Annotated in this window: 2 protein-coding genes; both read right to left on the bottom strand. The window is 62.2% G+C overall.

From position 1 onward, the window contains the following. Positions 1 to 16: 16 nt before the first annotated feature. A complete protein-coding gene (locus N7D90_RS08550) occupies positions 17 to 11,728 on the bottom strand; it encodes an amino acid adenylation domain-containing protein (protein ID WP_261741749.1) in 11,712 nt (3,903 codons plus the stop codon). Continuing rightward, entirely contained in the window at positions 11,728 to 22,764 is an 11,037-nt protein-coding gene (locus N7D90_RS08545; protein ID WP_261741748.1) for a non-ribosomal peptide synthase/polyketide synthase, read from the bottom strand. Before N7D90_RS08545 ends, N7D90_RS08550 begins: the two co-directional genes overlap by 1 nt. Position 22,765 lies beyond the last annotated feature (1 nt).

Here is a 22,765-nt window from a genome sequence, read left to right as displayed (position 1 = left end):
TCTTGCTCAACAAAGATCAAGCCAGTTCAGGCTCCAACAATTCATCCAGTTGCTTGAGCAAGGTGGCGTGACGCAGCAGCTCATAATGGCCACCGCTCAACACCTCATGCCCCGCCCCGGGACCCATTTGCGCCGCATGTACCCGACGTTCGTCTTCACGCCCGACCACCCACCAGTGATGTGCCGCTACCCGAGTCCGAGGCAGTGAGCGCTGGTCCAGGGCCAATTGCTTGAGACGTGTACCCACGGCAAAGATGTGACTCAACTCCGCCGCGCCCAGTAATCCATGCTCACCCAGACTGCTGCGCGGCTCAGCCATGGCCGCCTCGATCACCTGCTCGGCACCGGCGCCAGTCGCCGTCAACAGCTGCGCCTCGGCTTGCGGCACGCCCAGCACAAAGCGCAAAAAGTCCTGCAAGTCTTCACGCCCGTCACTGGCTTCAGCAGTGCCCGCTACATAGCTGTCTACCAGCCCGGCAAATGCCACTTGCTGACCTTGAGCCTCGAGGGCCTGGGCCACCAGCACCGTCAACGCCCCGCCCAGTGACCAGCCCAGCAAGTGATAGGGGCCGTGCTCCTGCTGCTGGCGGATGCGCTCGGCATAGGCCTGCGCCATGCTCTGCAACGACCCATCCTGCCATTCGGGGTCCAGCAACATGCGGCATTGCACTCCATAGACACTGCGCCGCCCGTCCAATTTACGCGCCAGCGGTTCGTAGTCGAACACCGTGCCAAAACCGGCATGCAGGCAGAACAACGGCGGCACTGCTTCGACTCGACTGTTAAGTGCCAGCAACGGATCAGGTGCTTGACCTGTAACCACAGGTTCAAAGCCGCTGAGTTCGGCAATACACGGCTTTTGCATCAGGTCGCGCAGCTTGAGACTCAAACCCAGCTCTGGCTGATTGCGCACTCGCGAGATGACCTTAAGCACCTGTAGCGAATCACCACCCAGCTCAAAGAAGTTATCGTCGATGCCCACCTGCTCCAGCCCCAGCACCTCCTGCCAGATCCCGGCCAACGCCTGTTCCAGTGCATTACGCGGTGCACGATAGTGGCCCTGAAGCAATTGCGGCTCGGGTAATGCACGGCGATCCAATTTGCCATTGGCCGACAGCGCAAAACGCTCCAGTAGCACGATATGGCTGGGCACCATGTAGTCCGGCAGTTGTGCCTGTAATTGCGCTTTCAGTTGGCGTTCCGAAATCGTGCCGCGCGCCGCCACCACATAGCCCACCAACTGTTTGCCGCTCGCGCCCTCGATGACCTTGACCGCCGCATCCTGCACACCGTCGCACTGACGCAAACGCGCTTCGATTTCCCCCGGTTCGATACGGAAGCCACGAATTTTTACTTGTTGGTCCAGACGGCCCAGATAGTCGATCAGCCCGCATTCACGCTGGCGCACCAGGTCGCCGGTGCGGTACATGCGTCCGCCACTGGCGGCGAACGGATCTGGTACAAAGCGCTCGGCGCTCAACCCCGGCTGGCGATGGTAGCCACGGGCCAGACATTCGCCGCCCAAGTACAACTCACCACTGACCCCCACCGGCAACGGATTCATGTCCGCATCGAGTACATACACGCCCCGCCCCGCCACACTGCGGCCAATCGGGGCGTAAGCGGCGTAACAACACTCGCTCGCTTCGGCCCGCCACAGCAAAGGCGTAACCACGGTCTCGGTCGGGCCATAGCCATTGACCAGCCGCTGGGGTTGCAGGGCACGTTTGACCAGCTCGAAACTGGCGTGCGGTACTGCATCGCCACCAAAGCAATAAGTGTGCACCGCCGGTGGATTGCCCTGTGCCAGGGCCACTTCAGCCAGTTGTTGCAGATAGGCTGGCGGGAAGCACGCCACGGTCACCCGCTGCTGATGCAATACCTGCAGGGTCTGCTCCGGGGTCCACAGATTGTCGTCGCGAATCACCAGGCTACCGCCTGCCAGCAGCACGCCAAGCCAGCGCTCCTGGGCACCGTCAAAGGCGAACGACATAAAGTGCAGTTCGCGACTGGCCGGGCTCAACTCATAGAGGTCGATAATCCCTTGGCAATGCCGCGCAATCGGCTCGCGGGCCACCGCCACGCCCTTGGGCTGGCCAGTAGAACCCGAGGTGTAAATCAGATACGCCAGATGCCCAGGCAACGACCGCACCGCACGTGGCGTGCCATCCCGTACCGGCAACTGATCGAGCAACAGCCGTGGCGTGACGCCGTTAAACGCCACGCGTTGATCGACATCGCTGTGGCACAGCAACAGGCTCGCTCCCGAGTCTGCCAACATAAACCCGAGGCGCTCGGCCGGGTAATCCAGGTCCAGCGGCAAGTAGGCTGCCCCTGCCTTGAGCACCGCCAAAAACGCCACAATGGTTTGCTCCGAACGCGGCAGTGCGACGGCTACCAATTGCTCCGGACCAATCCCCCGCGCCTGCAAGTGCAGCGCCAGCGCATCGGCCTGACGGTCAAGTTCGGCATAGCTCAACTCGCGGCCATCGCAGATCAAGGCCAACGCCTGCGGCTGCACTGCAACCTGTGCCATAAAGCCCTGCACCAGATCCCGCACTGGCGCCGGGACCTGCGCCATTTCGATCCGTCCATGGGGCAGGCCGATCTCACCGATCAGGCAATTGCCATCCAGCGGCAAGCGCGCCAGCAAGCCTTCAAACTGGCTGCGAATGCGCTCTACCGTTACCGCATCGAAACGCTCGCGCAGGTACAGGTATTCCACCTCAAGCCCCTGGTCGGTGGCGCTGATCATCAAGTCCATCGGGAAGTTAGTCACCCCACCGCTGCCCACCTCGGCGAACTTCAGCTCGCCGTCCTGCTCGCCGCGCAAGGCACGGTCCACCGGGTGGTTTTCAAACACGATAATGCTGTCAAACAACCCTTGCCCGCCCTGCCCGGCCCAGCGCTGAATATCCGCCAGCGGCGTATGTTCAAAATCGCGGATCGCTAGGTTGTAGTCCTGTAACTGGCGCAGCCAGTCGCCCAGCGCCTGTTGCGGATCGAGGGTCTGAATTACCGGCAGGGTATTGATAAACAGCCCGAGCATGTCTTGCGCCCCGGCCAGTTGCGTCGGCCGCCCGGCAACCGTGGCACCAAAGGCCACGCTGCGTTGCCCGGTGTGACGTTGCAGCAGCAACATCCAGGCTGCTTGCACCACCGTGTTCAGCGTCACTCTCTGGCTGCTGGCAAATGCATGCAATCGACGGCTCGCAGCGCTATCCAGATAGCTGTAGAGCACACCATGCCCGCTGCCATCGGTATTGGCCGCATTGGCCAGGATTGTCGGCGCTTGCAATACGTCCAGACGCTCACGCCAGAAGCCTTCGGCTGCCGTCACGTCCTGGCGCGCCAGCCAACTGATGTAGTCGGCATAACGCCCGCTCATGCACGGCAGTGTTTGTTTGGCGTACAAGCGCAGCATTTCGCCGAGCAGGCGCGAAGCGCTCCAACCGTCCAGCAACAAATGATGGTAGGTCCAGATCATCTGGAACCGGTTGTCGTCCAGACGCACCAGGGTAAAGCGCATCAACGGCGGGCAGCTGAGGTCAAAACCCCGGGCCTGATCGTCAGCCGCCAACGCCAGCAATGCCGACTCAGGGGCCGCATGCTCACGCCAGTCCAGTTCGACAATCGGCAACTCGGCGTGCTGATACACCGCCTGCAACGGGTCGGCCAGGCCGTCGCGCCACATAAAGGCGGTGCGCAGCACTTCGTGACGTTCCAGCAGGGTTTGCCAGGCGCTGCAAAACCGCTGCACCTGCAACCCCTCTACCGCCACGCTGAGCTGGTTGACGTAAAGGTTCAGCTCTGGCGATTCAATACAGTGGAACAACATGCCCTGCTGCATCGGCGACAGCGGATACAGATCATCCAGCGCACTGCGGTCCACCGCCACGGCATGGGGCACCAGGGCAAAGGGCAAGGTCTCGATGCGCTGCAGCGCTTGCGGCCCGGTATTGATCGCAACCGCCGCCAAGGCACGGATGTTTTGCGCTTCGAACAGTTGCTTGGGAGTAAAGACCAACCCTTGCGCCCCGGCACGGCTCACCGCCTGCAACGAAATAATCGAATCGCCGCCCAGTTCAAAAAAGTTTTCCGTGACGCTGATCGCCTCCAACCCCAGCAAGTCTTGCCAGATATCGGCCAACAGTACTTCGGCCGCCGTTTCCGGCAGCACTCGGTCAAGCACCTGGCGACTGGCCTCAGGGGCAGGCAGGGCCTGACGATCAAGCTTGCCGTTGGGGGTCAACGGCAAGGCCGCCAGGCACATCAGGTGCGCGGGGAGCATATGCGCCGGCAAGCGGCTGCTCAGGTGAGTAATCAAATGTTCACGCAACCCGGCCTCGTCGGCCAGCGGATCACGGGCCACGATATAACCGACCAACTGACGACTCACCGGGCCATCGCGATCGACTACAAAGGCCTCGCGCACGCCATCGTGCTCCAACAGGCAGGCCTCGATTTCGCCCAGTTCGATGCGGAACCCGCGAATCTTCACCTGCTGATCGATACGCCCCAGATACTCGACCACACCGTCGTCACGCAACCGTGCCAGGTCGCCACTGCGATACAGCCTCGCGCCCGCCACGAATGGATCGGGCACAAAGCGTTCGGCGGTCAGGGCCGGGCGCTGATGGTAGCCACGGGCGACACCTTCGCCACCCAGATACAACTCACCGGCCACCCCTACCGGCAGCGGCTGCAAGCTGGCGTCCAGCACATAGGCACTGCGCTCGCCCACCGGGCGACCTATGGGCAAGAACGCCGACTCGAATCGGGTGTCCGGGTAGGCGCACCAAATCAGCGGCGTAATCACGGTTTCGGTCGGGCCGTAGCCGTTGATAATGCGCGGTGGTTGCAGCACTCGCTGCACCTCATCAAACGCGTGCTTGGGCATGCCTTCACCGCCCACGGTGTAAGAACGAATCGGCAGCTTGCGCCCGGCTTCGCCCATGTAATCGGCCATTTGCAGCAAGTAACTTGGGGTAAAACAGGCAATTGTGATGCCGTGGCGCTCGATTTCTTCGCAGGTGCGCTGGGCGCTCCATACTTCGTCATCGCGCGGCATCAACGCCGAGCCGAAGACCAGCGGGGTCAACCAGCGCTCGTGGGCACCGTCGAAACTGATGGAGGCAAATTGCAGCTCGCGGTCATCCGGAGTCATGCCATACAACTCGCCAATTGAAAGGCAATGCATGGCCAGCGGACCGTGGGCCACGCTCACGCCTTTGGGGCGGCCAGTGGAGCCCGAGGTGTAGATCAGATAGGCCAGGTTCTGTGGTTGCGTGAGGTTGGGCGGATTGCTCGCAGGCAACCAAGCGATGTCTTCGCGGTCCAGTTCCAGCACCGGTAAACCGTCGATATGCGGCAGCCCCTTGCGCAACCAGGACTGGCTGAGTAACAGCGCAATACCGCTGTCCTGCATCAAATAGCTCAGGCGCTCGGCCGGGTAAGCCGGGTCCAGCGGTACATAGGCGCCACCGGACTTAAGAATCGCCAGCAAGCCGATAATCATCTGTGGCGAGCGTTCCAACGCCAGCCCCACCCTCACTTCCGGGCCCACTCCCAACTCACGCAGGCGATGGGCCAAACGGTTGGCGCGCTGATTGAGGTCGGCGTAGGTGAACGTAGTCCGGTCAAAGATCAACGCCGTTGCCTCAGGGCGAATAGCCGCCTGCGCTTCGATCAACTGATGCACGCACAGCTCGCTCGCGGCTCCCGGCTGGCGGTTCCAGTCCTGCAATTGCTGGTGTTGTTCGGCAGCGCTCAACAACTGCAACTCGCCAAGACTGGCTTGCGGCGCGGCAATCATGCCCCGCAGCAGGCAGGCCAGGTGCTCACTCATGCGGGCAATCACTGACGGCGTAAAGTGACTGAGTAAAAAGCTCCAGGTCAGGCGCAACTGGCCTTCACTCACCGCGGCCAGGGTCAGCGGGTAGTTGGTGCGCTCATGGTTGTCCGGCAACGAAAAGCTCAACCCCTGTGGCGCCCCCTGCTGCAAGGCCTCGCCAATGGGGAAGTTTTCAAATACCAGCAAACTGTCGAACAGCGGCTCACCGGCGCGTCCCGCCCAGCGCTGCACATCACTGAGCGCGGTAAATTCATGCTCACGCAGTTCCAGGTTATGTGCCTGCAAGCGGCTCAACCAGTGCGCCACGCTCTCGGCCGCTTGCGGTTGAGTGATCACCGCCAACGTGTTGATAAACAGCCCGAGCTGGTGCTCCGCCCCCGGCAAATCCACCGGCCGCCCCGCCACAGTGGCGCCAAATGCCACGCTCTGCTGGCCGCTATAGCGCTGCAACAGCACGGCCCAGGCGCCTTGCACCAGCGTGTTGAGGGTGATGTTGTGCTGGCGGGCAAACGCCGCAAAGTCGGCGCTCAGTTGTGTATCGAACAGTTGGTGATGGTCGGCGTAGTCGACACCGTTTGAAGGCGTATGGGGCAGGCTCTGCGCCAACAGGGTCGGGCTCTGCAGTGGCGCCAGTTGCGCGCGCCAGAAGGCTTCGTCGGCCACCGGATCCTGGGCTTGCAGCCAGCCGATATAGTCACCGAAGCGGCCCTGCGCGGGAGCTACTTCTATCCCGGCGTAGCGCTGCAACACCTCGCCGAGCAGCAACGCATTGCTCCAGCCATCGAGCAACAAGTGGTGGTGGGTGTAGATCAACTGCTGGCGTTGTTCGTCAAGGCGCACCAGCGCCAGACGCAATAGCGGCGGCTGCGCCGGATCGAACTGCAAACGCTCGCTGCGGGCCAACAATTGCAATTCGCCAGCCTGATCGGCACGCCCGCGCCAGTCGAGCACGGTCAGCGGTAATTGCAGCGAACGCTGTACCAGTTGCACCGGGGCGGTTGCGCCCTGAGGCCAGTGAAACCCGCTGCGCAAAATCGGATGCGCATCCAGCGTCGCTTGCCAGGCTTGGGCCAGGCGCGCCGCGTCCAGACCTTTGGCCTCCACGCTGAGTTGATTGACGTAAGCCCCAGCCTGCGGCTCGTACAGGCTGTGAAACAGCAAACCGCTCTGCATCGGCGACAGCGGATACAGGTCTTCAATCTGCCGTGGCGTGACCGGCAGTTGGTCCAGTTGCGCCTGGGTCAAATTCGCCAGCGCAAAGTCCGCGGGGGTCACGCCGCTGTGCTGCGGGTTCAGGCAATGCTCTACCAGCGCCTGCAAATGCATCTGAATGCCCGCGGCCAGGCCCTCAATCTGATGTTTGTCGAAGCACTCCTGACTGAAGCTCAGGTCCAGTTTCAATTCGCCGCCAAACACCTGGCCGTCCACCGAGAGCCAGTTGGCCAGCGGCGAATCGGGGCTTTGCGCGGCGCCGCTGGCCTCTTGGGCTGGCACAAACAGCGCGTCCTCGCTGAAGCTCTGGTCGAACTGGCCCAGGTAGTTGAACGTCACCCGCGCTGCTGGCAAAGCCGCGAGGCTGGCTTGTGCCTGCGCATCCCCCTGATAGCGCAGCAATCCAAACCCCAGGCCCTTGCCCGGTACTTCACGCAGTTGCTGCTTGATTGCCTTGATGGACTCGCCAAGTCCGGCTGCCGGGGTCAACTTCACCGGGAACAGGCTGGTAAACCAGCCCAGGGTACGGGTCAGGTCAATGTTCTCGAACAAGTCCTCACGCCCGTGACCTTCGAGCTGGATCAACGCTGTCGGTTCGCCGGTCCAGTCGCACAATGCACGGGCCAGGGCGGTCAGCAGCAAATCATTGACCTGGGTGCGATAGGCCGCTGGCGCCTGTTGCAGCAATTGGCGGGTTTGTTCGCGATCCAGCCCCATGCTGACCACCTGCCGATGCCGCACTGCCTGACTGGCGTTGGCACGCGCATCCGGCAACTCGCCGCTGACACCCTGCAACTGTTGCTGCCACCACAGCAATTGCGCCGCCAGATCCTCGCTTTGCGCATAAGCATTCAACTGCAACGCCCAATCCTGCAGCGAGCTGGTTTTTTCCCCCAGCGCCTGAGAGGCATAAGCCGCTTGCAGGTCTTCAAGCAGCACCCGCCAGGACACGCCATCGACCACCAAGTGGTGGATCACCAGCAGCAAACGCTGGTTGCCGTCGTCATGATCAATCAGCACCGCGCGCAGCAATGGGCCATCGTGCAGCGACAGGCTGCGCTGAGCTTCGTCGCACAGACCTTGCAGGGCCTCGTCACTTTGCACTTGTGCGGTCCACAGCAAATCGGTGGCGGCCACACCGTCCAATGGCCGGTAGTGCGCGGCCCACTGCCCGTCCTGCTGACGGAACTGCAAACGCAGCGCGTCATGCTGGGCCAGCACCTGTTGCAGCGCGGTTTGCAGGCGCAGCAAGTCGAGCGGCTCACGCACGGCAAGCAAAACCGACTGGTTCCAGTGCTGGTTATGCACCGTCTGCTGGGCAAAGAACCACTGTTGCACCGGGGTCAACACTTGTGCGCCCAACACCGGGCCCTGGGCGATTGGCGCCGCGACTTGCTGGCTAACCACCGCGGCCAGCGCATGCAGGGTCGGTTGCTGAAACAGATCACGTGGCTGCAAACCCAGACCCGCGCGGCGAGCGCGGCTGACCACTTGAATGGAGATGATCGAGTCGCCACCCAGCTCAAAGAAATTGTCCTGACGCCCGACCTGCTCCAGGCCCAGCACGTCTTGCCAGATTGCCGCCAACTGCCGTTCATTGGCACTGCGCGGCGCTTCAAAAATACGCTGGCTGACATTGATCAGCGGCGACGGCAACAATTTGCGCTCCAGCTTGCCGTTGGGGCTCAGCGGCATGCAATCGATCAGCATCAGGTGCGTGGGCACCATGTAATCCGGCAAGCTCACCAGCAAATGCGCTTTCAGTTCTTCGCGCCAGCTGGCCGGATCTTGCGGGGCAACAACCGGCACCAGATACGCCACCAGTTGGTTGTCCAACGCCAACACCACGGCCTCTTGCACCTGGGGATGCTCTTGCAGGCGCGCTTCGATTTCGCCCAGTTCGATACGCAGCCCGCGAATTTTCACCTGGTGGTCGATACGACCGCAGTACTCAATAGCGCCGTCAACGCGATAGCGCGCCAGATCGCCCGTGCGATACAAGCGTTCGCCACTGCCCAACGGGTCCACCACAAAGCGCTCGGCAGTCAGAGCCGGGCGGGCATGATAACCCCGCGCCAGCCCGGCGCCCGCCAGGTACAACTCGCCAATCGCACCGTTCGGCAATGGCTGCAGCTCGGCACTCAGAATATAGGTGCGCAGGTTGGCGATTGGCCGTCCGATCGGCACGCTGTCGCGACCCTCCTCGACGCAAGTCCAGTGAGTTACGTCGATGGCGGCTTCGGTCGGCCCGTACAGGTTGTACAACTGCGCATGTGGCAGGCGCTCAAGAGTCTGGCGCTGCAACGCCATCGGCAACGCTTCACCGCTGCACACAATGCGCCGCAACGAGCGGCACTGCGCCGCTTCGTCAGCGCTGATAAAGGCTTGCAACATCGACGGAACAAAATGCAGGGTGGTGATCGCCTGCTCGACGATCAATGCCGCCAGTTGCTGCGGGTCGCGATGAGCGCCGGGAGCAGCCACCACCAGGGTTGCGCCGTGCATCAGCGGCCAGAAAAACTCCCATACCGACACGTCAAAGCTGAACGGGGTTTTCTGCAACACCCGATCCGCGGTGTTCAGTTCATAGGCCTGTTGCATCCAGGCCAGACGGTTATACAAGGCGCCATGGCTATTGCCAGCGCCTTTCGGGCGACCGGTGGAACCCGAGGTGTAAATCACATAGGCCAGGTTTTGTGCGCTGGCCACATTTGCCAGGTTCGCGGCGCTGTACTCGGCCAGCCAATGCGCCGTGCTTTCAAGGCACAGACTGGCCAGCCCCGCCGGTAGCGCCAGGTTGGCCAACACCGGTGTCTGGGTCAGCAACAGGCTGATGCCGCTGTCCTCGAACATATAGGCCAGTCGCTCGGCCGGGTATTGCGGGTCCAGCGGCACATAGGCACCACCCGCCTTGAGGATCGCCAGCAGGCCGATTACCAGCTCCAGTGAGCGCTCGCAGGCAACCCCGACCCGGACTTCCGGGCCGACGCCCAATTCACGCAAATGGTGCGCCAGACGATTGGCTCGCTGATTCAGTTCGCCATAACTCAGACGCTGCTGGCCAAACACCAGCGCGCAACCATCCGGGGTCGCGCCAGCCCGCGCCTCGATATGCTGGTGCACGCATTCGGGGCCGGGATAGACCTGCTGCGTGGCATTCAGGCCGAGCAAGGTGACCTCGACTTCAGCCGCCGACAGCATCGCCAGTTCGCCAATCGCGCATTCGGGATCGGCCACGATACTTGCCAGCAGGTTGCGCCAGTGCCCGGCCAGGCACTCGATGCGCTCGGCATCAAACAAATCGGTGGCATAAGTCAGGCTGGCCAGCAGCAGCTCGCCTTCTTCGTGAGTATCCAGTTGCAGGTCAAACTGCGCCGTGCGCCCCGGCCACGCCAGGCTTTGAACCTCAAGCCCGGCAAGCATCCCGCCGAGTGCGCCGGGGCGACTTTGCTGATGGTTGAACATGACCTGGAACAGCGGGCTGTGGCTCAGGCTGCGCTCACCTTGCAGCGCTTGCACCAGACGTTCGAACGGCAGGTCCTGATAGCCTTGGGCATCCAGCGCACGGTCACGGGTTTGCTCCAGCAGCCGGGCAAACGGCAAGCGCCCGTCAAGCTCGGCGCGCAGCACCTGGGTGTTGACGAAAAAGCCGATCAGACCACAGGTTTCTGCACGGCTGCGGTTGGCCACCGGCACGCCGATGCGCAGGTCTGTCTGACCGCTGTAGCGGTGCAGCAACACCTGAAAGCTGGCCAGCAACAGCATGAACGGGGTCACGCCACGCTGGCGGGCCAGGCTCATCAAGCCTTTGGCCAGCGCCGGTGGCAGTGCAAAGTCCAGCCGCGCCCCCTGCTGCGTGGGCTGCGCCGGGCGCGAACGGTCGCCGGGCAACTCCAGCACCGGCTGCTCGCTGCCCAATTGCCCGCGCCACCAGTCCAACTGGCGCTCCAGCTCACCGGCTTCCATCCAGCGGCGCTGCCACAACGCGTAATCACTGTACTGGATCGCCAGGGCGGGTAGCTCAAGGGGCTTGCCCTGGACATGGGCCGCGTACAGCTGCGAGAACTCGTCGACCAGTACCCCCATCGACCAGCCGTCAGCAACAATATGGTGCAAGGTCAGCACCAGCACATGATCGTCGGCGTCCAGTTGCAACAGGCTGACTCGCAACAACGGGCCGTGTTGCAGATCAAACGGCCGGGCTATATCCAGCTCCAGCAGTTGCATGGCCATGTTCAGGCGTTCGGCCTGGGGCTGATCACGCAGATCATGCTGGGTCAAAGTCAGTGAAAGGTCGGTAGGGGTTTGCAACTGCTGGAGAACCCGACCTTCGGTTTCAATAAACACGCTGCGCAGGCTGTGATGGCGTTCCAGCAACGCATCGAAGCTGTGCTGCAACGCTGGCACATTCAGCGCGCCGCGCAAACGCAGGGCCGCCGGGATGTGATAGGCCGCACCTTCGGGGTCAAGTTGCCACAGGAACCACTGGCGTTGCTGGGCATAAGACAGCTCGCACGGTTCAGCGGCAGGTGCGGTCAGCGGTATCGGCAACTGGCCGAAGCTGACACCCTGCTCCTGCATTTTTTGCAGAAAGTCGCGACGCTGCTGCGGCGCGAGGCTGGCGAAACGGTTGGCAATGCGCCAGGCGGTAGAGTTTTCCATCAGTTGATCTCCATCTCGTCGAGCAGCGACTCAAGTGCGCTCAGACGAACATCGTTATCCGCAGGCGTTTGCGCCTGTGCCAGAGCGGCATAGGCTTGAAGGTCAGCGGCTTCGAACAGCGCCCGTAGCGCCAACTCGATGCCCAGTTGCAGTTCGACCCTGGCGCTGGCCTGGGCCGCGAGCAGCGAATGCCCGCCCAATTCAAAGAAGTTGTCGTGACGCCCCACCCGCTCGACTTCCAGCACGCTGGCCCAGATTGCCGCCAATTGCGTTTCCAGTTCACCCACGGGGGCGGTGTAAGGCCGTTGCCAGTGTTCGGCGTCGGGCAGCGGCAAGGCGTTACGATCAAGCTTGCCGTTGCCGGTCAGTGGCAGCGCATCGAGCAGCAACCAATGTGTGGGCACCATGTAATCCGGCAGCTCGCCCTTGAGCACAGCACGCAATTGCTCGCGCCAGGCCAGCGGGTCAGCAGGGGGCTGGTCGGCCACCACATAGGCGCACAGTTGCTCTTGATACACGCTCAGCACCGCGTCGCTGACGCCGACTTGCTGCTTGAGGCAGGCTTCGATTTCCCCCAGTTCGATACGGAAACCGCGAATCTTCACTTGCTGGTCGGCCCGCCCCAGATAGTCGATATTGCCATCGGCCCGCTGGCGAGCCAGATCGCCACTGCGATACAGCCGCGTGCCCGGTTCAAACGGACTTGGCACAAAGCGTTCGGCCGTCAACCCGGCGCGGCCGTGATACCCACGCGCCAGCCCAGCCCCGGCGATATACAGCTCACCCGCGCAACCCGCAGCCACCGGTTGCAACTGGCTGTCGAGCAAGTACCAGCTGAGGTCACTGAGCGGACGACCAATCGGGCTTTGCACCCTGGCATCGAGATCAGTCGGGCTGATGGCGCGGTACGTCACATGCACCGTGGTTTCGGTGATGCCGTACATGTTCACCAACGTGGTTTGCCGATCACCGAAGCGTTCGTACCACGGACGCAGGCTCGACGCTTGCAGCGCCTCGCCACCGAAGATCACCCAACGCAACGCCAGCGGGTGCGGGCTGCTGCAGGCAATCGGCAGCAGTTGCCGGAAGGCTGTAGGTGTCTGGTTGAGCACCGTCACGTGTTCATCACACAGCAACCGGTGAAACACCTCAGGTTCACGGCTGATGTAATACGGCACGATCACCAGACGACCGCCGGTACACAGCGCACCAAACAGCTCCCAAACCGAAAAATCGAACGCATAAGAGTGGAACAGCGTCCACACATCACTCGGGCCAAACCCGAATTGATCTGCCGTGGCGCCCAGCAAACGAGTGACGTTGGCATGGCTAAGCAGTGCGCCTTTGGGCCGACCGGTTGAGCCCGAGGTGTAAATCACATAGGCCAGGTTATCGGGCTGCGTGAGGTTGCTCAGGTTTTCGGGGCTAAAGGCATCCAGCCCCAGATGCTCCATGCACAAGGCCTGTACCCCGACCCGTGGCGGCAGGTTTTCCAGCAGATGTTCCTGGGTCAGCAGCAGTTGAATGCCGCTGTCTTCAATCATGTAACTCAAGCGCTCCGCAGGGTATTGCGGGTCGAGCGGCACATAAGCACCTCCGGCCTTGAGAATCGCCAACACCCCGACCACCAGCGCCATGGATCGCTCGGTGGCAATCCCCACCCGTACTTCCGCACCCACTCCCAGTTCGCGCAACTTGTGCGCCAGGCGATTGGCCTGCGCGTTAAGCGCGCCATAGCTCAGCGAATCGCCGTCGCAGCGCAGCGCCACGGCCTGAGGTTGCAAGGCCACTTGCGCCTCAAACATTTGATGCAGATTCGGCGCCAGCGGCTGGCTCAGCACCTGCGGGTTCCACTGCGCGATCAGCGCCTGCTGCTCGACTTCATCAAGCATCGGCAACCCAGCGATACGTTGTTGCGGCTCACGCACCACGGCGCGCAACAGGTTCAACCAGTGCCCGGCCAGACGTTCGATAGTGGCAGGGTCATACACATCGCTGGCATAGGTCAGGCTGGCGTGCAGTTGCTCGCCCTGCTCTTCGGTGTCCAGTGCCAGATCGAACTGGGCGCTGTGCTGTTGCCAGTCCATGCGTTGCACGGTCAAGCCCGGCAGCGTGCGTTCAACACTGTCACCGACCTGGCGTTGATGGTTGAACAGCACGTCGAACAGCGGCGTGTGGCTGAGGCTGCGCTGCGGTTGCAGTGCCTCTACCAGTTGCTCGAACGGCAGTTCCTGATGCGCCTGCGCCCATAGCGCCGTTTGTTTGACCTGCTGCAACAGGCTGGCAAAGGTTTGCTGACCGTCGATCTCGGCGCGCAGCACCTGGGTATTGATAAAGAAGCCGATCAGGCCTTCGGTTTCGATCCGGCCCCGCCCGGCGTTCGGCACGCCAACACTGATTGCCGACTGACCACTGTAGCGATGCAAAAGCGTTTGCAGACTGGTCAGCAGCAACATGAACAGGGTCACATTTTGCTGCTGAGCCAACTGCCGCAATTGGCTGGCCAATTGCGGTTCAACCGTCAATTCGATACGTGCGCCGCGCTCGCTGCGAATCGCCGGGCGGGTCAGCTCACTGCCCAGTTCCAGCGGCGCGTGATGAGTGCCGAGCTTTTCGCGCCAGGCATTCAACTGGCGTTCGCCCTCGCCTCCCTGCAGCCAGTTGCGCTGCCATGCCGCGTAATCGGCGTAGCTCACAACCAGCGGCGCCAGGTTCGGTGCCTGCCCCTGAACATGGGCCACATACAGTGCACTGAACTCATCGACCATCACCTGCATCGACCAGCCATCAGCGGCGATATGGTGCACAGTCAGCACCAGCACATGCTCATCGGCCGCGACCTTGAGCAGCAACACGCGCAGCAGCGGACCGTGGCGCAGGTCGAACGGCTGGCGCATTTCTTCGCTGACCAGGGCTTCAATCTGCGCCTCACTGACGGTATCGAGGATCAACTCACGCAAGGCCAACGGCAAACTGGCGTGCAGCACGCCACGGGCCTGTTCGCCATCCTGGGAGAAGGTAGTACGCAGGGTTGCGTGGCGTGCCTGCAGGTCATTGAAACTGCGCAGCAGTGCATCACGATTGAGCGCACCTTTAAGCCGTAGCGCTGCGGGAATGTTGTACGCCGCACTGTCCGGGTCAAGCTGCCAGAGGATCCACTGGCGCTGTTGCGCATACGACAACACATCTGCTTGGCCGCCAACCAGCGGGCGCAATGGCGGCTGGCTGACAGTTGGCGGTTGCGCCGCACAACGGCTGGCAAAGTCGCTGAGGCTGGCGGTTTCAAACAGGCTGCTCAGGGGCAGTTCGATATTCAATTGCTGACGCACGCGGGACACCACTTGCGCGACCAGCAATGAATGCCCGCCCAGCTCGAAGAAATTGTCGTCGCGGCCCACTGCATCGAGTTTCAACACCTGCTGCCAGATGGCGGCAATCCGGGTTTCGATCCCGGCCAGCGGGGCAATCACCTCGCGTTGCCAGTCACCCGCCTGGGGCAACGCCCTGCGGTCGACCTTACCGTTGGCATTGAGCGGCAGGCTGTCCAGCACCTGCCATTGCAGCGGCACCATATAGTCGGGCAAGCGGGACTTGAGCCCGGCCTTGAGCTGCTCGCGCAACTGGCTCCAGTGCGGCGCCTCGTCGTCGGCCACCACAAAGGCGACCAACGCCTTGCCGGTCGGACCTTCCTGCACCACCACCGCGGCTTCGCGCACACCATCCAGCTCGCGCAGACGGGATTCGATTTCACCCAGCTCAATGCGAAAACCACGCACTTTTACCTGCTGGTCGATGCGGCCCACATATTCCAGCTGACCGTCGGCGCGGCGCCGCGCCAGGTCGCCGGTACGGTACAGGCGCTCGCCCGGTTGTTGCGCGTAAGGGTTGGGCATAAACACCGCCGCACTGCGCGCCGGATCGCTGAAATAGCCGCGCCCCACGCCAGTACCCGCCACATACAACTCGCCCACCACACCGGTTGGTACGGGCTGCAAACCGCCATCGAGCACATACAGACGGTTGTTGTCGGTGGCCAGGCCAATCGGCAGATATGCGCCATCGACCGAAGCAGCATCGACCCGAAACAGTGCCACATCGTCCGAGCATTCCGCCGGGCCGTAGGCGTTGACCAGACCGATCTGCGGATAGCGCTGCAACCAGCACCGCGCCAGTTGCGGCGGCATGGCTTCGCCGGTTGGCAGCATCCAGCGCAGTGCAGCGAGCGAACCCTGTGGTTCGTCGAGCAGGCTCTGGATCAGTGACGGCACGCTCTCGAGAACGCTGATGCCCCGCGCCGCCACATGGGCCAACAACGCTGCCGGATCGTGGGCGATGGCGTTGGGCACGATATCGACCTGGGCGCCAAACAGCGGCGCGGCAAGGAACTGCCATACCGAAATATCGAAACTCTGGGACGCGGTTTGGGCAATAACATCAGCGCCAGTCAGGTGCAGATACGGTTGCTTGCTCAATTGGTTATTGAGCATTCCGGCCTGCTCGACCATCACCCCTTTGGGGGTGCCGGTCGAGCCCGAGGTGAAGATCACATAGGCCAGATTATTCGGCGCGCTGTAGATCTGCGGTTGGGCGCAAGAGCCGCCCGCGGTTTGCACCTCATCCCAGATCAACAGCAGGGGCCGCTGTTCAGGCGCCAGCAGCGCAAGCAAAGCCTGCGCCTGTTCACCACAGGCAGCACTGGCCACCAGCGCCGGAACCCGCCCCAGTTGCAGCAGATCCAGCAGACGTTGCTGCGGCAACTGCGGGTCCAGCGGCAGGTAAGCCGCGCCAGCCTTGAAGCTGGAAAGCATCATGCCCAGCAGCTCCAGGCTGCGCTCGGCCAGCAGCGCAACCGGTTGGTCGACGCCGATACCGGCTGCGATCAACGCTTGAGCAAGACGATTGGCCCGGGTGTCCAGCTCGCGATAGGTCCAGCGTTGCTCAAGACAGGTGGCGACCACGCGGTCAGGGTGCGCCGCCAGTTGCGCCTCAAACAGGCGTACATACCCTTGATCCAGCGGGTAGTCGCGGGCGGTCTGGTTACCGGCCTGCAACAGTTGCCTACGTTCGGCGGCGTCGACCACCGGCAGGTCGGCGAACTGGCCATCGGCATGCTCGCCAATCGCCAACAGCAGGCGCTTGAAATCCGCCAGCAAGCACTCGACCGTAGCCTCATCGAAGAAGCGTTTGTCGTAAGACAAGTGCAAGCCCAGCGCATCGCCGGGGTACACCACCACCGTCATCGGGTAATTGGTGTGAGTGCGGGCGCTGTCGGACCTGGCGCTGATCTGCTGCGCACCGCTGACCACCGCGCTTTCTACCGGGGCGTTTTCGTAGACGAACAGGCTGTCGAAAATCGACTGGCCTTTTTCCAGCCCGCTGCATGCCTGAATCTTCAGCAGCGGCAAATGCTCGTGTTCGCGCAGCGCCAGGTTGTGCTCGAACAAGTCTTGCAACCAACTTTGCACGCTGACGCTTTGCCCGGCGCGAGGCAAGCGCACACGTAACGGGATGCTGTTGATAAACAGGCCCACGGTGTCCTGCATTTGCGCAAGATTGATCGGGCGACCAGCCACCGTCACGCCGAACAACACTTGATCCAGCCCGCTGTAACGCTGCAAAACCAGCGCCCAGGCAGCCTGAGTCAGGGTGTTGACGGTCAGCTGATAACGCTGCGCCAGTTCACGCAAGGCACGGCCCTGCGCCGGTTCAAGGTCGGCGTAGCAATCGCCGATCTCGGAGAACCCGCCCTGGCGGCGCACAGGGCGGTCGAACGGCAACGGCGTGGGTTGTTCAAAACCTTCCAGCTCAACCGTCCAGGCATTCAGCGCAGCGCTCTCACCCTGTTCTTGCAGCCACTGGATAAAGTCGCGATAACGCGCCGCGGGCGGCAGGCTGTGCTGGCCGCTGTAAAGGGTGAAGAAGTCTTGCAGCAACAGCGAGCGGCACCAGGCATCGATCAGGATGTGGTGGTTGCTGAGGATAAACCAGTAATGCCCTGCGCTGCGGCGGATCAGGCGCAAGCTGAACGGTGGGCTGTTAAGCAGATCGAAACCCTGCGCCCGGTCCTCGGCCAGCAGCGCTTGCAACGCCGCTTCGTGCTCAGCCTGCGGGCGTTCGGTCCAGTCGTGAAGTTGCACTTTAGGCGCAGCATCGCGGTGGATGATTTGCAGCATCTGGCCGTCTTCGTCGAGGCTGAACGAAGCGCGCAGTGCATCGTGACGCTGGACTACGGCGTGCCAGGCAGCCGTAAAGCGCGGCAGGTCGATTTCGCTGTCGATGATGTAACGGTCCTGCATGAAATAGATACCCGAGCCCGGTTCCAGCAGGGTGTGCACCAGCAAGCCCTGCTGCATCGGCGACAGTGGGTAAATATCCTCAATGGCGCTGGCAGGCACCTTGAGGTTGTCCAGTTGTGCCTGGGTCAACGATGCCAGAGGGAAGTCCGACGGGGTCATGCCGCCCGCCTCACAGCCCACGCAGTGTTCGATTAGAGCGCTGAGCTCGTGCCGGTAATCGTCAACCAGCGCCTGCACCGTCGCATCATCGAACATCTGCTGGCTGTAGCTCCATTGCAGGCTCAGTTCGCCGCCGTAGACCTGCCCCTCGATGCTCAGCCAGTTGGCCAGCAGCGCGTTTTCGTCCTGTGCCAACCCGGCACTTTCAGCGGCCGGGGCGAACAGCGCCTGCTCGTCAAACTGACGGTCGAACTGCCCCATGTAGTTGAAGGTGATGCGCGGCGTGGCCAAACCCGCCAACTGCGCGCCCACCTCATCACCTGCCAGGTAGCGCAACAGGCCGTAACCGACGCCCTTGTTCGGAACACTGCGCAGTTGCTCCTTGATCGATTTGATCGAGGTGCCGAAGTCACCTTGCGCAGTCAGTTGTACCGGGAACAGGCTGGTAAACCAGCCCAGGGTGCGCGACAGATCGAGGTCATCGAACAGCTGTTCTCGACCGTGGCCTTCGAGCTGAATCAAGCTGCTGGCCTGCCCACTCCAGCGGCCAATCACCCGTGCCAACGCCGTCAGCAACAAATCGTTGACCTGGGTGCGATAGGTTGCAGGGGCCACTTGCAACAACTGGCGGGTAAGTTCGGCATCGAGTTTGAGCTCCAGCTTGCGCCCGTGGCGGTTTTGCAAACCCGCGTCAGGACGGTCACAGGGCAAGTCGCTGCAGGCACCGGCCAACTGCGCCTGCCACCAGGCCAACTCATCGACCCGTGCCAAAGCCTCGCCTTGCAGGCGTGCAGTCCAGGCCTGATAGGCACTGGTCTTGGCCTGCGGCGGCTGGCTCGGAGCGCTATAAAACTGCTGCAGATCTTCCAGCAATACACGCCACGATACGCCGTCCACCACCAGGTGATGGACCACCAGCAACAGGCGCTGACTGTGATCGGGCATGTCCACCAACAGCGCGCGCAGCAGCGGGCCCTGTTGCAGGTCAAGGCTGCGCTGAGCCTGTTCGCATAGCGCATTGAGTTCTTGCACACCAGTCACCTGCCGGTGCCACAGCAGGCTGTCCGTCGGCAGTTCGGCATAGGCCTGCTGCCACTGACCGTCGCGCTGTTCGAAGCGCAAGCGCAGACCATCGTGATGCGTCAGCAACGAGCGCAGCGCCAGCTCCAGCACAGCGCCCTCAAGCGGCTGACGCGGGTGCAGCAGCAGCGACTGGTTCCAGTGGTGACGTTGAGGCATTGGCTGCGCAAAAAACCACTGCTGCACGGGTGCCAATGCCACAGCGCCACTGGCGAGCCCCTGATCGATGCTGGTTTGCTGGCTCAGCTCAGCGACCCGGGCCAGGCTGCGAATGGTCTGATGCTGGAACAGATCTCGCGGGCTGAACGCGATCCCGGCCTGACGAGCTCGGCTGACAACTTGAATCGAGATAATCGAGTCACCGCCCAGGGCGAAGAAGTTGTCATCCACGCCAATCTGCGCCACGCCCAGTACGTTTTGCCAGATATCGGCCAAGCGCTGCTCCAGCTCGCAGGCCGGTGCGGCATAGCCTTGTTGCAGCGCACTGAGGTCCGGGCGCGGTAGGGCTTTGCGCTCCAGCTTGCCGTTGGCCGACAGCGGCAAGCGCTCAAGGCTGAGCCAGAGGCCGGGTACCATGTATTCCGGCAACGCGAGTTGCAGGTGCGCGCTGAGTGCGGCCTGCCAGCCGGCCTGCAATGGATCTTGCAGTACCACATACGCCACCAGTTGCTTGCCATCGAGCACCAGCACCACGGCTTCGCGCACTGCTGCGTGCTCGACCAGACGCGCTTCGATTTCCCCCAGTTCAATGCGCAAGCCACGTAACTTGACCTGGTGGTCGAGGCGCCCCAGATACTCAATCACCCCGTCCACCCGCTGCCGAACCAGATCACCGGTGCGATACAGGCGCTCGCCCTGGTTGAACGGGCACGGCACAAAGCGCTCGGCGGTCAGGGCCGGCCGTCGATGGTAACTGCGGGCCAATCCAGCACCGCCCAGGTACAGTTCACCGGCAACCCCCAGCGCCACGGGCGACAGATTCGCGTCGAGGACACAGGTGCGCAGGTTGGCAATCGGCAAACCAATCGGCACGCTGGCTGCGCCTTCCTCCAGGCAGGTCCAGTGCGTCACGTCGATGGCGGCTTCGGTCGGCCCATACAGGTTGTACAACTCGGTAGCGGGCAGTTTGGCGAACACCTGTTGCTGGGCGTCCACCGGTAATGCTTCACCACTGCAGACAATCCGGCGCAGGCTGGTGCAGTGCTCGACTGCACTTTCGTGAATAAACGCCTGCAACATCGACGGCACAAAATGCAGCGTAGTGATGCGCTGCTGACGAATGGTCTCGATCAGGCGCAGCGGTTCGCGGTGTTCGCCGGGCTGGGCTACTACCAACCGGGCCCCGGTGAGCAGCGGCCAGAAAAACTCCCACACCGACACGTCAAAACTGAACGGGGTCTTTTGCAGCACGGCATCGTCTGCCCCCAGAGCGTAAGCCTGCTGCATCCAGCACAGGCGGTTGACCAGCGCCGCATGCGTGTTGCCCGCACCTTTGGGGCGCCCGGTAGAACCCGAGGTGTAGATCACGTAGGCGAGGTGTTGCGAATCCTGGGCCAGGTTGAGATTGCTGGCGCTGTAGTCGTCCAGCCAACCCGAAGGTTGATCGACAGTGATGACCTTCACATCGGCCACCGGTAGCGTCGCCAGCAAGCGGCTATGGGTCAGCAACAGCGCAATGGCGCTGTCGTCGATCATGTACGCCAGCCGCTCTTGCGGGTACTCCGGGTCCAGCGGCACGTAGGCGCCACCGGCCTTGAGGATCGCCAGCAAACCCACCACCATCTCCTGCGAGCGTTCCAGCGCGATACCCACCAGCACGTCCGGGCCCACGCCCTGCTCGCGCAACAGATTGGCAAGCTGGTTGGCGCGAGCATTGAGTTGCGCAAAGGTCATGGACTGCGTGCCAAACACCAGGGCTATGGCATTCGGCGTACGCTCGACCTGCGCTTCGATCAATTGCTGCAGGCAGGTATGGGTCGGGTAAGCGACCTGGGTGCGGTTCCAGTCATGGACCTGGGTCTGCCACTCGCTGGCATCGAGCATCGGCAACTCGCCAACCCGGCGTTCAGGGTTGTCTACCAGCGCTCGCAGCAGGTTGCTCCAATGCCCAGCCATGCGGGTGATGGTCGCACCGTCAAACAGGTCATTGGCGTAGGTCAGGGCAGCGTGCAGCTGGCCGGCTTTTTCGTAAGTATCCAGGCTCAAGTCAAATTGGGTGGTACGCCCTTCCCACTCCACCAGGCTCAACTTCAGGCCGGAGGCGGTATTCACCGTATCGATATCCGCGACCTGCGGCTGGTGGTTGTACATCACCTGGAACAGCGGGTTATGACTCAGGTTACGTTCAAGCTTGAGCGCCTCAACCAGTTGCTCGAAGGGTAATTCCTGATGTGCCTGGGCGCCGAGCGCGGTCTCTTTCACCGCGCCCAGCAACTCGGCCACCGAGGTCTGGGCATTGAGTTGTGTGTGCAGCACTTGGGTATTGACGAAAAACCCGATCAGCCCCTCGACCTCGCGCCGGTTACGATTGGCAATCGGCACCCCGACCCGCAGATCGTCCTGGCCGCTGTAGCGGTGCAGGAGGATATTGAACGCGCCCAACAGCAGCATAAACAGGGTGACATTGTGTTGTTGCGCCAAGGCGCGCAATTGCTCGACCAGTTGCGGGGCAACCGCAAATTCATACCGGGTGCCGCGATAACTCGGCATCGCCGGGCGCGGATAATCCGTGGGCAAGGCCATGACAGGATGCTCGTCACCGAGCCGTGACTGCCAGTATTCCAGTTGCCGGGCCTGCTCACCGGCCTGCAGCCAACGGCGTTGCCACAACGCGTAATCGCTGTATTGAATCGGCAACTGAGCCAGCGCGGGCAACTCGCCGCGCTCGAAAGCGTCATAGCTGCGGATAAATTCGTCGATCAACACATTCATCGACCAGCCATCAGACACGATGTGATGCAAGGTCAGCAGCAGTACATGCTCCTGTGGGGCGAGCTTGAGCAGCTTGATTCGCAACAGCGGGCCGTTGGCCAGATCAAAGGGTTGCAGCGATTGGCGCTGAGCCTCGGCCGCGACCGCCTGTTCACGCTCAATGACGGGCAGCAGGCTGAAATCCAGCTGCTCGACCTGGAGGGGAACCGTGAGCGGCGCCTGTTCGAGGCTGTCATCGGGATTTTGACGAAACACCGTGCGCAGGGTTTCGTGGCGCTGCACCAGGTGGGCAAAGGCCTGCTCCAGCGCGGCGCTATCCAGCGCGCCGGTCAGGCGTACCGCGCCCGGCAGGTTATATGCACCACTGTGGGGGTCGAGTTGCCATAAAAACCACATGCGCCGCTGCGCATACGACAACGACTGACGGTCGGTTGCGGGCACATCGGCGGGAATCGGAAACTGCGAAAAGTCGATCCCTTCAGCCCGCAGACCGTCGAGGAATAACCGGCGTTTTTCCAGCGGTAACTCGATGAATCGGCGGGCAAGTTTGAGGGACTTCTCAGCATTCATC

Source organism: Pseudomonas fragi (assembly GCF_025426255.1).
In the GTDB taxonomy this organism is placed as follows: Bacteria; Pseudomonadota; Gammaproteobacteria; order Pseudomonadales; family Pseudomonadaceae; genus Aquipseudomonas; species Aquipseudomonas kulmbachensis.
This window is presented reverse-complemented; position numbering and strand designations above follow the sequence as displayed.

Bases quoted from the DNA above. Each gene is read 5' to 3' on its own strand.
- N7D90_RS08545 (WP_261741748.1), bottom strand. From the start codon at position 22,764: ATGAATGCTGAGAAGTCCCTCAAACTTGCCCGCCGATTCATCGAGTTA.
- N7D90_RS08550 (WP_261741749.1), bottom strand. From the start codon at position 11,728: ATGGAAAACTCTACCGCCTGGCGCATTGCCAACCGTTTCGCCAGCCTC.